The sequence below is a fragment of the Carboxylicivirga sediminis genome, from assembly GCF_018156225.1.
GTDB lineage: Bacteria > Bacteroidota > Bacteroidia > Bacteroidales > Marinilabiliaceae > Carboxylicivirga > Carboxylicivirga sediminis.
The window spans coordinates 31,401-44,606 of record NZ_JAGTAR010000022.1 but is presented as its reverse complement, the minus strand read 5'-3'; the positions used below and the strand labels follow the sequence as shown (position 1 = coordinate 44,606).

Annotated in this window: 13 protein-coding genes; all 13 read left to right on the top strand. The window is 36.4% G+C overall.

Features of this window, described 5'->3' with window-relative positions; all coding sequences use genetic code 11:
- The first annotated feature begins 25 nt into the window (after positions 1-25).
- The 13 genes from KDU71_RS14260 to KDU71_RS14210 all read left to right on the top strand — a co-directional run bounded on the left by KDU71_RS14260 (position 26) and on the right by KDU71_RS14210 (position 13,166).
- Positions 26-487 (top strand): DUF4248 domain-containing protein, encoded by a 462-nt coding sequence (locus KDU71_RS14260; protein WP_212191763.1) that lies wholly within the window; start codon positions 26-28, stop codon positions 485-487.
- Complete coding sequence (locus KDU71_RS14255) at positions 484-831, top strand: hypothetical protein (RefSeq protein WP_212191762.1); 348 nt, start codon at positions 484-486, stop codon at positions 829-831. The genes KDU71_RS14260 and KDU71_RS14255 overlap by 4 nt, the downstream gene beginning before the upstream one ends.
- Before the next feature lie 269 nt (positions 832-1,100).
- On the top strand, positions 1,101-1,514 hold the full coding sequence (locus tag KDU71_RS14250; protein ID WP_244828497.1) for a Fur family transcriptional regulator: 414 nt from the start codon (positions 1,101-1,103) through the stop codon (positions 1,512-1,514).
- A 66-nt stretch (positions 1,515-1,580) separates the two neighbouring features.
- A complete protein-coding gene (locus KDU71_RS14245; protein ID WP_212191761.1) occupies positions 1,581-3,752 on the top strand; it encodes a TonB-dependent receptor in 2,172 nt (723 codons plus the stop codon).
- 2 nt (positions 3,753-3,754) lie between these two features.
- Entirely contained in the window at positions 3,755-4,348 is a 594-nt protein-coding gene (locus KDU71_RS14240; RefSeq protein ID WP_212191760.1) for a methyltransferase family protein, read from the top strand.
- On the top strand, positions 4,345-5,142 hold the full coding sequence (locus KDU71_RS14235) for a cation transporter (protein WP_212191759.1): 798 nt from the start codon (positions 4,345-4,347) through the stop codon (positions 5,140-5,142). The genes KDU71_RS14240 and KDU71_RS14235 overlap by 4 nt, the downstream gene beginning before the upstream one ends.
- Positions 5,143-5,352, top strand: a complete 210-nt coding sequence (locus KDU71_RS23305) for a GDCCVxC domain-containing (seleno)protein (RefSeq protein WP_317195168.1) — start codon at positions 5,143-5,145, stop codon at positions 5,350-5,352.
- A 15-nt stretch (positions 5,353-5,367) separates the two neighbouring features.
- Complete coding sequence (locus tag KDU71_RS14230; RefSeq protein ID WP_244828494.1) at positions 5,368-5,940, top strand: helix-turn-helix domain-containing protein; 573 nt, start codon at positions 5,368-5,370, stop codon at positions 5,938-5,940.
- Between the two features lie 88 nt (positions 5,941-6,028).
- On the top strand, positions 6,029-7,288 hold the full coding sequence (locus KDU71_RS14225; RefSeq protein ID WP_212191758.1) for a permease: 1,260 nt from the start codon (positions 6,029-6,031) through the stop codon (positions 7,286-7,288).
- Between the two features lie 37 nt (positions 7,289-7,325).
- The gene (locus KDU71_RS23300) at positions 7,326-7,535 is read left to right on the top strand and encodes a GDCCVxC domain-containing (seleno)protein (RefSeq protein ID WP_317195167.1); all 210 of its coding nucleotides are present in this window, start codon (positions 7,326-7,328) and stop codon (positions 7,533-7,535) included.
- A 110-nt stretch (positions 7,536-7,645) separates the two neighbouring features.
- Positions 7,646-8,026: an HYC_CC_PP family protein gene (locus tag KDU71_RS14220; RefSeq protein ID WP_212191757.1), complete on the top strand. Its 381-nt coding sequence runs from the start codon at positions 7,646-7,648 to the stop codon at positions 8,024-8,026.
- A 100-nt stretch (positions 8,027-8,126) separates the two neighbouring features.
- Positions 8,127-11,930, top strand: coding sequence for an efflux RND transporter permease subunit (locus KDU71_RS14215; protein WP_212191756.1), 3,804 nt, complete (start codon positions 8,127-8,129; stop codon positions 11,928-11,930).
- 3 nt (positions 11,931-11,933) lie between these two features.
- Positions 11,934-13,166 carry a TolC family protein gene (locus tag KDU71_RS14210; protein ID WP_212191755.1) on the top strand — a complete coding sequence of 411 codons (1,233 nt, stop codon included), beginning with the start codon at positions 11,934-11,936 and terminating at the stop codon, positions 13,164-13,166.
- Positions 13,167-13,206 lie beyond the last annotated feature (40 nt).

Here is a 13,206-nt window from a genome sequence, read left to right as displayed (position 1 = left end):
CCGAAGTTTCCCATACTTCTGGAAGTTGGCTGGAATTATTAGAAAGCTTGATAAATCAATTAACAAGACCTCTTTATTTCTTCCAACATTCAAAAAAGTATTTAAGATATACTCTCAAAGTCCTCAAAACCAGCCTGAAAAAGCTAAAAAGTTCTCAAAAGCCTTCAAAAGCAGGCGAAATATACTCGACAAGCCTACTTTTCTCAATGTTTCAAGTGTATTGTCACTCATTTTTCAACCCAAATCCAACGCTATGATAGTGCGCAGAACCATATTGAAACAGGATTTGGTAAAAAAACTTTATCCTGATAGCATATCGGTTGATGCAGCCATGCAACAATTAAGACGTGATATTGATTTATGCCCTCAATTGAAAGAACAGATAGCAAATTTTGGACACACTAAACGTCATTATTACAACAAACAACAACTCCTTTTAATCCTGGAACATTTTTGTATAACACTAGAAGAATTTGAACAATTATGAAGTATTTCAATGGCATTACTGATATTGAACAAGCCAAACAACACTACCGAATCTTAGCAAAGCACCTGCACCCAGATAAGGGTGGAACTGCGATTGAATTTCAGGAAATGCAAGATGAATATAAGGCGTTTCTTTTAAACCTACAGCAAAAACACAATGCTGTTACGAACTTGAATCAGCCACCTCCCGAAAATGAATTATTAAGTGAGTTAGGGAAGCTAGCCAAGGTACTGATAAAAAAGCAAGTACCTCAAAACTATTTAAAGCAGAAGATTCAACGTACAGAATCTCATTTAAATAAAGGGTTGCTAAATGGTATTGTAAGGATTTTGGATAATCTATAAAGTGGCCGCTAACTCAGAAAAGTAAAAACTTTTGTTAATTGTATCAGGAGGTATATTATTGGTTCTTATCATCAATGGATGTATTAATAGATACCTAAACACAAAAAAGAATTCAGTGAAATTTCCAAGAAAGGTAAAAACCATTTGTTCCTGGAAGGATGGTTAAAACGGATTGGTTCGATTGAGTTTGAAGACTAGAAAACACTTCTCCCGAAATAAACTAGTCATTGTTTCTTCATAATGAGCTATTGGAAGTATATTTGTGAATTATGAAAGGTGATATAGACAAAAAATTACAACAAAAAAATATAAAACCAACAGCCATGCGTGAGTTGGTTTATGGAGTATTAGATAAAAACAGGAAGGCTTTAAGCCTCTACGAGATAGAGCAACAATTTGACAATGTAGACCGCTCAACTATATTCCGCACCTTAAAAACATTTCAGGACAATTTACTAATCCATAGTGTTGATGATGGTTCTGGTGCAGTAAAATATGCTCTTTGTGATGATGATTGTACTTGCTCATTGGATGATTTACACTACCATTTTCTTTGCACTAAATGTGGTCAAACTCATTGCTTAAAAAATATACCTATACCTGCGGTGGATTTACCCGAAGGATTCAATTTTGAAAATGCCAATTTTGTAATAAAAGGAACTTGCCCTAATTGTCAAGGATAACTTTGCAATACTGTTGCACGTAATTCTGCCGTAATTTTGTAGTATAAATTTGCAAATCTATATACTATGAAATATTTAATATCAAGTTTACTTTTCCTATTTACTTCAGGAATTATATTAGGACAAAACACAGTAAGTTTTGAAGTAAAAGAAGAATCGGGCGAATCTCTGATTGGTGCAAGTGTTGTAGTTGAAGGAACAACCAATGGAACAATTACCAATACAGAAGGTATTGCCAAATTTGAAAATCTACCTAATGGTGAAATAGAATTTGTTATTTCTTTTGTTGGCTATGAAGAAATGGAAATTGAATTATCATTTCCTGAAGACAACAATAAAACCATTGAAATTGAATTGGAAGAAGGTGAAGAACTGGAAGAAGTGGTAATTACATCAACAAGGTCTTCACGAACCATACAAGATATTCCAACACGAATCGAAGCCATTACAGGCGAAGAATTAGGCGAAAAAGCAGCCATGAATTCTTCTAATATCGGAATGCTATTAAGAGAAACTACAGGGGTGCAAATGCAACAAACCTCACTTAGTTCAGGAAATATGAGTATCCGCATTCAAGGCTTAAATGGTCGTTACACTCAAATATTAAAAGATGGTATGCCTCTTTATGGAGGCTTTGCAGGTGGACTCTCCATTATGCAAATACCACCGCTCGATTTAAAACAGGTAGAACTGATTAAAGGAAGCAATTCAACATTATATGGCGGTGGAGCTATTGCAGGTTTAGTAAACCTTGTTACCATTAAACCGAATGATGAGCCTAAACTCGACATTATGCTAAACCAAACAAGTGCTTTAGGAACTACTGGTAATATTTTCTATGCTCAGAAATATGGTAAAGTAGGTCTTTCTATTTATGGTTCGGCTACAAATCAAATAGCTTACGACCCAGATGATGATGGTTTCTCGAATATGCCCGATGCTCAAACTTTTAGCCTTAATCCAAAATTTTACTATTACATTAATCCTAATACTGAACTTAGTTTAGGTTTAAATACCACCATTGATGACAGAACAGGTGGTGATATGGAAGTAATTAAGGGAAACACAAGCGCAGAACATGTATTCACTGAGGAAAACAAATCGGAGCGTTATGCTACGCAATTGAATTTTAGAAATACAAAAGAGAACAGAACCATTGACTTTAAAAACAGCATATCCTATTTCGATAGGAAGTTGACTATACCTGACTATCAGTTTAACGGAAATCAGGTTTCCAGTTTCTCAGAAGTATCGTACAATTTACATAGAAATGAAAAATCAGAATGGCAATTGGGTCTGAATCATTACCTGGAACAATTTACAGAGGACAATACAGACTCCCTTCCTGTTAGAGATTACACGCACAATACAATTGGTGGATTCATTCAAAATACAACAGATATAAATGAAAAGTGGATATTGGAAGCAGGGCTAAGAACAGATTACAATACCGATTATGGAACGTTTGTTTTACCTCGCTTCTCATTACTTTTTAAAGCCAATAATAAATTGAGTTCTCGTATTGGTGGTGCAATGGGCTACAAACTACCAACCATATTTACCGAAGATGCTGAGAAACTATATTACCGAGGCATACAGCCTTTATCAACCGACCAAGTAGATGCTGAAACATCAATTGGAGGTAATTTCGACATTAACTATAAAGCTGCTTTGGGAGATGAAATGACATTCTCAATTAACCAGTTGTTCTTTCTTACTCAATTAAAAAACGCATTAGTTTTGAGGGAAGACGAAACAACTGATATGGCTTATTTTGAAAGTGCTGATGGCAATATGTTAAGTTCTGGTTTTGAAACCAATATTAAGCTAACATACGATGACTTTAAACTCTATTTAAACTACGCATTTGTTAATACAGAATTACAATACGACAATATCAATGACCAAAAACCCTTAACACCAAAGCATAATGCAGGTTTTGTTCTGTTCTATGAAATTGAAGAAAAGTGGTCTGCTGGTTATGAAGTATATTATACAGGAAAACAGTTCGATAATCTCTACAATCAAAAAACAGATTATTGGACTATGGGAGTTATGTTAATGCGCCATTGGGAACGCCTGTCTGTTTTTGTGAACTTCGAGAACTTCACCAATGTATTGCAGTCCGATTATGAACCTTTGGTTTTACCACCAACAAATAATCCTACTTTCCCAGACATTTGGGCGCCAACCGATGGATTTGTATTTAATGGAGGTATAAAACTTAGATTACTTTAATTATGGCTACATATCTATTTATATTCTATTGCATATTTCTGGTCGCACTATTTATAATACCAAGCTACATTACATACAAGCGAACAGGTATTAACCCTTTTAAGTTTAGCAAGGAAGAATCGGCAATAAACTATGTAGGAAAAGCGTATAAAATTATATCAGCAATAGCATTTGTTACTATTGCCCTAAATTCTTTCCTACCTTCAGCAATGCAATTTTTGGTATCAATAGAATACTTAAAATCAGATATAATTGTTTGGATTGGCTTAGGTCTTTTACACCTTTCATTCATTATAATATTTATCGCACAGCGGAATATGGCAAATGAATGGCGTATTGGTATTGATAATGAAAATGAAGTAAACCTAATTACGAAAGGACTTTTTGGAATATCAAGAAATCCAATCTTTTTAGGTGTATTAATTGTTTTTGTAGGAATGTTCCTGATTATTCCGAATGCTGTTACATTGGTAATATTGATTTCAGGTTTTATTGTTATTCAGGTACAGGTTAGACTTGAAGAAGAATTTTTATTAACTTCTTTAGGCGATGAGTATATAGAATATATGACAAAAGTAAATCGCTGGTTGTTATGATTAAATCAGAATATCACATATCAAAAATGGATTGTCCATCCGAAGAAAACATGATTCGCATGAAACTGGATGGATTACCAGTCATAAAGAAACTTGATTTTGATATTGAAAACCGAAACCTTACTGTATTTCATTCAGAGGAAGATAAAGAGATATTATCTCGTTTAGAGTCATTAAACTTTGGCGCAAAACTAACAGAAACAGGTTCTATAGATGAAGACGTTATTGAAATTGAAAGTTCTGATGTTCAGTCAAAATTACTTTGGTCAGTATTAATAATCAATTTTGTATTCTTCATAATTGAAATGACAACAGGTTTGATATCAAAATCAATGGGTTTGGTTGCAGATTCTTTGGATATGTTAGCCGATTCCTTTGTTTACGGATTGAGTTTGTGGGCTGTTGGTTCAACTGTGCTGAGAAAAAAGAAAGTAGCTCGTTGGAGTGGGTATTTTCAACTAACATTAGCCCTTTTGGGTATAATAGAAGTCATAAGACGTTTTATTGGCTCAGAAGCTATGCCTGATTATCGAATAATGATTGGTGTTTCAATATTGGCTCTTATAGCCAATGGTATATGCTTGTATCTACTCCAAAAATCAAAAAGTAAAGAAGCTCACATGAAGGCAAGTATGATATTTACCTCTAACGATGTAATTATTAATGCAGGAGTAATTCTTGCTGGAGTATTGGTATTGCTCACACAATCAAAATATCCTGATTTAATTATTGGCTCAATTGTATTTTTAATTGTAGTAAAAGGTGCTTTTAGAATTTTAAAACTTGGTAAGTAAATGAAACCAATATTGTTTAAATCAACAATAACTTGTCCTGAATGTGGATTTCAAAAGGAAGAAACCATGCCGGAAGATTCTTGCCAGTTTTTCTATGAATGTGAACAGTGCAAGACGGTATTAAAACCTAAGAAAGGTGATTGTTGCGTTTTTTGTTCCTATGGAACTGTAAAGTGTCCACCAATACAACAAGGAAAGAACTGTTGTTAATTGTACCTTTGTAAAATGAATTTAACAACACTACATATCAAAAACATGGTCTGCAACCGCTGCATAAAGGTGGTTCAGGATGAATTTGCAAAGTTGAATTTGAATATCGAAGAAATAGAGCTAGGCAAAGTCAATGTTTCATCACAACTCTCAAACGATAAAGTTGAAGAGGTAAGGAAGATATTAGATGAAAATGGATTTGAGTTAATTGACGATAAGAAAAGTAAGTTGATTGACCGAATAAAAACGATTATCATAGAAAGAACCCATTATTCAGAATCAGGTTTTGAATCTTTAAATACCTCTGAATATATTTCCAAAGAATTAGGGCATGACTATTCATACCTGAGCAATCTGTTTTCTTCAGTTGAAGGAATAACCATTGAAAAATATATCATCAATCAGAAAATTGAAAAAGTAAAAGAGCTTTTGGTTTATGATGAATTATCCTTAAACGAAATATCATACCAACTAGGGTACAGTAGTGTTCAGCACTTATCAAACCAGTTTAAAAAAATTACAGGATTAACTCCTTCTCACTTCAAAAAGCTGAAAGAAAACAAGCGAAAACCACTAGACGAGGTGTAATCCAAAAATGATATAACTCTTTTCCAAAATCGTGTAATAGTAAACACATCGTTACTTCCTTACTTTGTAATATCAAAAAATCAGAGCTATGGAAGTACAACAATATATCATCACTTTTCTAAATGACTTTGTAAAGATATTGAGTGAAATGTCCCCTTATCTTTTGCTTGGTTTCTTCTTTGCAGGCTTATTGTATGCCTTCATTCCCCAAAATAAAATCGAACGCTATTTTAATGGAAAACCGTTTAAGTCATCTGTTTTAGCTTCTATATTTGGGATTCCTTTACCTCTATGTTCATGTGGTGTTATTCCAACAGGAACGGCTTTTTATAAAAATGGAGCTTCCAAAGGAGGAACAGTTTCATTTTTAATATCCACTCCGCAAACCGGGGTTGATTCAATATTAGCAACCTTTTCATTAATGGGATTGCCATTTGCGATTATCCGACCTCTGGCAGCTTTAGTGACAGGAATAACAGGTGGATTAATTACAAGTGTGGCAACTAAAAACGAAACAGACATAAGATCTTTCCAGGAACAAACCGAAGAGCGCAAATCGTTCTCGCAAAAAGTGGGTGATGTTTTTCGTTATGGGTTTGTTGATTTTATTCAAGATATATCAAAATGGTTGGTAATAGGATTAGTATTGGCAGCTATTATTTCAGCATTAATCCCTAATGAGTTTTTCGAGCTTTTAAATATGCCACCCATAGTTCAAATGCTTTTAATTCTTGTAGTTTCCATTCCGCTTTATATATGTGCTACAGGCTCAATACCATTGGCTGCAATACTAATTTTAAAAGGCATTAGTCCGGGAGCTGCCTTTGTATTATTAATGGCTGGTCCGGCAACTAATGCAGCAACAATAACCATGATAGGAAAAGTACTTGGCCGAAAGAGTTTATTCACTTATTTAGCAACCATTATCGTAGGAGCTTTAGGCTTTGGATTATTAATAGATTATGCCTTACCAACACAATGGTTTACCGAAATTACCCATCAACATCTTGGGCATAATCATCACGAAGGATTAAGTTGGTGGCAAATTGCATCTGGAGTTATATTAATGGCACTAATCATTAATGGATATATCCAGAAATACCTAAACACAAAAAAGAATTCAGTAACTCAATTAAAAAATAATACGATGGAAATTAAAACAATTAAAGTAGAAGGAATGACTTGCAATCACTGCAAAGCAAATGTAGAAAGCAATCTTAAGAAGTTAGCTTTTATCGAAAATGCACAGGTAAACCTTAGAGAAAAAACAGTTACACTTGAAGGTGATAATATTGAATTGGATAAAATCAAAGAAGCAATTGATTCTCTTGGTTATAAAGCATCGTAGGATTATTTAAAGTCATTAACTTTTCACACAAGATATCATGAAAGTCTTAATTCCAAAATCAACAATAACCTGTCCTGAGTGTGGTTTTCAGAAAGAAAAAACTATGCCAGAGGATTCTTGTCAGTTCTTTTATGAATGTGAGAAATGTAAAACAGTATTAAAACCAAAGAAAGGTGATTGCTGTGTTTATTGCTCGTATGGTTCGGCAAGATGCCCGCCAATACAACATGGAGGTAATTGTTGTTAATTACCTGTTAAATAATTTCTAATCCAAAAGAAATATAAATAAAAATCATAATTTTATAAAACAAAGTTGAATATTTATCGTTTACTTTGTCAAAAGCACTAAATTAAGTTATGCTTAAAAAAATCAGTCATATAATAATGGTAATCGTGTTGTTAGTTTCAACAACAGGTATGACTGTATCTAAGCATTATTGTCAAGGTAGTTTAGTGAATGTAAATATCTTTGGCGAAGCAAAAACTTGCTGTGATGACATTGGTACTTCTAAATGTTGTCATAATGAATCAGCTCACTTTGAGCTGGACGAAGATTTTTTAGTTGTTGCCAATGATATACAATTTCAAGAAACAACTTTAGATCTTTTATTACCATTTATTCAAAGTTTTGTTTTTAATGAAATTGAACCGCAGGATTTTGAAACCGTAAATATTAATCCACCACCTCCCAAAGAGGTTCTTGCCTTTCTTTCTGACATACAAGTGTATCGTTTGTGATTTTATTCGATGTGATTATTAGTTGACTCAATGCGACTTAATTGCGTTAGTTGTGTCAAATCAATAACTTATTTCGAATTTTAATCATAAATGAATTGATATGCTTAATTCTATCATTCGATTTTTTCTTGAAAATAAGCTGGTTACATTTTTAGTATTGCTTGTTTTCATTAGCTGGGGAATCATCAATTCTCCTTTTGGCTGGGATACTGGTATTTTGCCAACTGACCCGGTGCCAGTTGATGCCATACCGGATATCGGTGAGAATCAACAAATCGTATACACCGAATGGCCTGGCCGTTCACCTCAGGATATCGAGGACCAAATATCTTATCCTTTAACCACCTCCTTATTGGGTATACCGGGAGTGAAAACCATTCGTAGTAATTCCATCTTCGGGTTATCCAGTATTTACATCATTTTTGATGAGGATGTAGAGTTTTACTGGAGTAGAACACGTATCCTTGAAAAATTAAATTCATTGCCTGCAGGCACATTGCCATCGGATGTATCTCCGGCTCTCGGGCCAGACGCAACAGCCCTTGGGCAAATCTATTGGTACACACTCGAAGGACGTGATGCTGAAGGGAATCCTGCCGGAGGCTGGGACCCACATGAATTGCGAACAATTCAGGATTTCTACGTACGTTATTCCTTAACATCGGCAGAAGGTGTCGCTGAGGTAGCTTCAATTGGTGGTTTTGTAAAGGAGTACCAGGTTGATATTGACCCTAACGCCATGAAGGCGCATAATGTGACCATTGCCCAAATCATGTCTGCTGTCAAAAGCAGTAACCTTGATATAGGCGCAAGAACCATTGAGTTTAATCGTGCCGAATATTTGGTGCGAGCATTGGGTTATATTAAGAATCTTGAAGACCTGGAGAAAAGTGTTGTTACGGTGCGTAACAATGTGCCAATCCGATTGAAGGATGTTGCAAAAATAAACTTTGGACCTGCAACAAGACGAGGTGGATTAGATAAAGGTGGTGCCGAAGCGGTAGGTGGTGTTGTGGTAGCTCGTTATGGAGCCAACCCACTTAAGACCATTGAAAATATGAAGGCCAAGATTGCTGAGATTGAGCCTGGCTTGCCTTCAAAAACATTGGCTGACGGCACTGTTTCTAAAGTAACAATTGTACCTTTTTACGACCGAACCGGATTAATTAAAGAAACTCTTGGAACATTGGAGGAAGCTATTTCTCTGGAATTACTAATTAGCATTCTTGTAGTAATAGTACTAGTCTTTAATTTACGGGCTTCATTTCTTATTTCCAGCCTCTTACCAATTGGTGTTCTTATCACCTTTATCACCATGCGGCAGTTTGGGGTTGATGCCAATATTGTAGCCCTTTCAGGTATTGCCATTGCCATTGGTGTGATGGTTGATGTGGGAGTGGTTTTTGTCGAAAACATCATCCGGCACATTGAAATGCCTGAAAACAAAGGAAAGCGCGGAAAGGAACTGTTAAATGTGGTATACCAGGCGACCATCGAAGTGGCCGGTGCTGTTATCACTGCATTATCAACCACCATTATTAGTTTCCTGCCAGTGTTTGCTATGGAAGCAGCCGAAGGAAAACTGTTTAAGCCATTGGCTTTTACAAAAACCTTCACCATGATTTCCGCTTTACTAATCGGACTTATTATCATACCAACCTTATCGCACTTAATTTTTTCCATTAAGATTGATAAAAAGCGCTATCAGCGATTGGGTAACTTCATTATAATTGCAGCCGGGGTTATTCTGTCAATCGTTTCAGGTAATTATATTGCCCTGGCTATTTCTGCATACGGTATCAATGGTTTATTATCTTACCGCTGGAAAGAGCATCAGAAGAAATGGATAAACCTGATTAATATTGCTATAACCATTGTAGTGGTGGTCTTCTTTCTTACAAAGGCATGGATGCCTCTTGGGGCACAGAACAGCCTGTTTGCTAACTTCTTGTTTGTGATAGCCATCGTAACAACTGTTTTAGGTAGTTTATCAATGGTGGTGGTATTCTACAAGCGCATATTAAACTGGTGTTTGGATAATAAATGGGCATTCTTGGTTGTCCCCATTTTTATAGTATTGTTTGGAATGACCAGCTGGCAAGGATTTAACAAGCTGTTTGGGTTCATGCCCCAGTTTATTAAAGATACCGATTCTTATGCTTACCTCGACAAAAAACTACCGGGTATTGGCAAAGAGTTTATGCCATCATTGGATGAAGGGTCGTTCTTATTAATGCCAACAACGATGCCACACTCCGGTATTGAAGAAAACCTGGAGGTCATCCGCATATTGGATAAACAGCTGAACTCTATACCTGAAGTGGAATCGGTGGTTGGTAAATGGGGACGTGTAAATTCAGCCCTAGACCCGGCGCCTACATCTATGTATGAGAATGTCATCAACTATAAACCAGAATACATACTGAATGAAAAAGGGCATCGCATGCGCTTTAAAACCAATAAAGAAGGAGCCTTCCTGCTGAAAGATGGTTCAACCTACCATCCGAAGGAAGAAGCATTCCGTTTGATTGATAAGGAGGATTTGACGGTAGATAAAAACGGGGAGTATTTCAGGCAATGGCGTGATGAAATAAAATCGCCCGATGATATCTGGCAGGCAATTATCGATAAAAGTACCATACCAGGTCTAACATCTGCGCCAAAGTTGCAGCCTATTTCCACACGTTTAGTGATGTTACAAACAGGTATGCGTGCCCCGATGGGTATAAAAGTGTATGGTCCTGACCTGGAAAGTATCGAAAAAGTTGGCTTTGAACTTGAAAAGCAATTAAAGCAGGTTGAAGGAGTGCAAGGCATGTCTGTTTTTGCTGACCGGGTTGTAGGTAAGCCCTATCTGGAGATGGAAATAGAAAGAGACGCTATCGCCCGCTATGGATTGACAGTTCAGAACCTACAAGCCGTTATTGGAAGTGCCATAGGTGGTATGCCATTGACTACTACTGTTGAAGGACGTGAGCGATTCCCGGTACGACTGCGTTATGCACGTGAATTCAGAGACAATCCTGAGGACTTGCAACGTATTTTAATCCCTACACCTTCAGGAGCTCAAATACCTCTCGGTGAATTGGTGACTCTACATTATGTGAGAGGCCCTCAGATGATTAAAAGTGAGGATACCTTCCTGGTGGGCTATGTTATTTTCGATAAAAAAGAAGGCTATGCCGAGGTGGATGTGGTTGAAAATGCCCAGGAATACTTAAAGGAAAAAATGAAAAGTGGTGAATTTACTTTACCTGCCGGGGTGAGTTATAAATTTACTGGGAACTATGAAAATCAGATACGTGCGACCAAGCGCCTGATGATAGTTATTCCAATATCTTTAATTATCATCTTTCTGATACTGTACTTCCAGTTCAGGTCAGTTATTTCAACAAGTTTGATTTTTTCAGGCATTATTGTGGCATTATCCGGTGGGTTCATCATGCTTTGGTTGTACGGTCAGCCTTGGTTTATGGATGGTTCTATAGCAGGAATGAGTTTGCGCAATCTATTTCAGGTAAGCACCATCAACCTGAGTGTTGCGGTTTGGGTTGGGTTTATTGCCCTGTTTGGTGTAGCTACTGATGATGGTGTATTAATCAGTACTTACATCAAACAACTACAGGACAAACGAAAGCCAAGAACTGTAAAAGAAGTAAGAGCTTTAGTATTGGAAGCAGGCTCAAAACGAGTACGCCCTGCCATAATGACCACTGCTACAACAATTATTGCACTATTACCCGTATTAACTTCCACAGGTAAAGGGTCTGATATAATGGTTCCAATGGCCATTCCTTTATTTGGGGGTATGACCATTGAGGTCTTAACCATGTTTGTGGTTCCGGTGTTATATAGCATGTGGCAGGAAGCGAAAGTAAAGAAGAGTAACCCTGAAAAAGCATAAGACATGAAAAGCATTAAGATTTATATATTATTTGTGCTATTAGGTTTGTCAGGTGTGATTCAGGCACAGGATGAACTCAATCACTATTTGGTGGAGGCCGCAGAGAATAATCCAGCTTTGAAAGCCTCGTTCAACAAATATTTGGCTGCCCTTGAAAAAGCACCACAAGTCGGCACTTTACCCGATCCGCAATTGGCCTTTGCCTATTTTATACAACCTGTTGAAACCAGAAATGGCCCTCAGGAATTTAGGCTATCAGCCACACAAATGTTTCCATGGTTTGGAACATTAAAGGCTAAGGAAAATGCCAGTATAGAAGAAGCCAAAGCATTGTATGAAGTATTTGAAGAAAATAAGTCAAAACTGTTTAATGAGGTTAAGGCAAATTGGTATAATCTGTATTTCAACAACAAGGCCACTATTATCACCTTGGAAAACATAGAGATACTGAATACTTTTAAAAAGCTTGCAATAGTTAAGGTTGAAGCAGGTTTGGTTTCGGCTGTAGACCAATACCGGATTGAAATGGAGATTTATGATTTGGAAAATCAACTGGCACTCTTAAAGGACAAGCAAGAGGTGTTGGAGGTCTCATTCAATAACCTTCTAAATTCAGATGAAAAGAGGCTTATCACTTTTCCGGAAGAGTTGTGGTCCTCAGATATTCTTTTTACAAAGGAGGCAGTATTGGATTCTATTCAATTAAAGAATCACCAACTCCTGAGCATCGATCTGCAAAAGAGTGCGCTGGTCTTTAAAAAACAAGCGGCTAAAAAACAAGGTGCTCCAACCTTTAGTCTTGGTATTGACTATATCTCAATCGGAAAAGGTGACAATAATTTATCTGGTAAGGATGCCATCGCATTCCCAAAGGTTGGATTAACAATTCCCCTGTATCGAAATAAATACAAGAGCATGGTTCAGGAAGTTATTTATCTGGAAACCGCCAAAGATTATGAGCGTGCGGATAAAGTAAATGTGCTGGAAACTGTATTTGAGAATTCCTGGAAAGATTATCGGGATGCCCATCGTCGAATTGAATTATTTGATAAGCAGCTGACCCTTGCACGAAAATCCTTAAAATTATTGGAAACAGAATATGCTTATGTCAATAAAAATTTTGAGGAAATTTTGCGGATGGAAAGGCGCTTGTTAAAATACAATCTGGAATTGGAAAAGGCTCGAACAGATAAGCAGGCCGCCATTGCTTTTATCCATTATCTAATGGGTAAATAGCGAAAATAGTCATCAAATGATAACGATTTAATTACAGAGA

Coding starts and splice junctions, on each gene's coding strand:
- KDU71_RS14255 (WP_212191762.1), top strand. CDS start 484: ATGAAGTATTTCAATGGCATTACTGATATTGAACAAGCCAAACAACAC.
- KDU71_RS14250 (WP_244828497.1), top strand. CDS start 1,101: ATGAAAGGTGATATAGACAAAAAATTACAACAAAAAAATATAAAACCA.
- KDU71_RS14245 (WP_212191761.1), top strand. CDS start 1,581: ATGAAATATTTAATATCAAGTTTACTTTTCCTATTTACTTCAGGAATT.
- KDU71_RS14240 (WP_212191760.1), top strand. CDS start 3,755: ATGGCTACATATCTATTTATATTCTATTGCATATTTCTGGTCGCACTA.
- KDU71_RS14235 (WP_212191759.1), top strand. CDS start 4,345: ATGATTAAATCAGAATATCACATATCAAAAATGGATTGTCCATCCGAA.
- KDU71_RS23305 (WP_317195168.1), top strand. CDS start 5,143: ATGAAACCAATATTGTTTAAATCAACAATAACTTGTCCTGAATGTGGA.
- KDU71_RS14230 (WP_244828494.1), top strand. CDS start 5,368: ATGAATTTAACAACACTACATATCAAAAACATGGTCTGCAACCGCTGC.
- KDU71_RS14225 (WP_212191758.1), top strand. CDS start 6,029: ATGGAAGTACAACAATATATCATCACTTTTCTAAATGACTTTGTAAAG.
- KDU71_RS23300 (WP_317195167.1), top strand. CDS start 7,326: ATGAAAGTCTTAATTCCAAAATCAACAATAACCTGTCCTGAGTGTGGT.
- KDU71_RS14220 (WP_212191757.1), top strand. CDS start 7,646: ATGCTTAAAAAAATCAGTCATATAATAATGGTAATCGTGTTGTTAGTT.
- KDU71_RS14215 (WP_212191756.1), top strand. CDS start 8,127: ATGCTTAATTCTATCATTCGATTTTTTCTTGAAAATAAGCTGGTTACA.
- KDU71_RS14210 (WP_212191755.1), top strand. CDS start 11,934: ATGAAAAGCATTAAGATTTATATATTATTTGTGCTATTAGGTTTGTCA.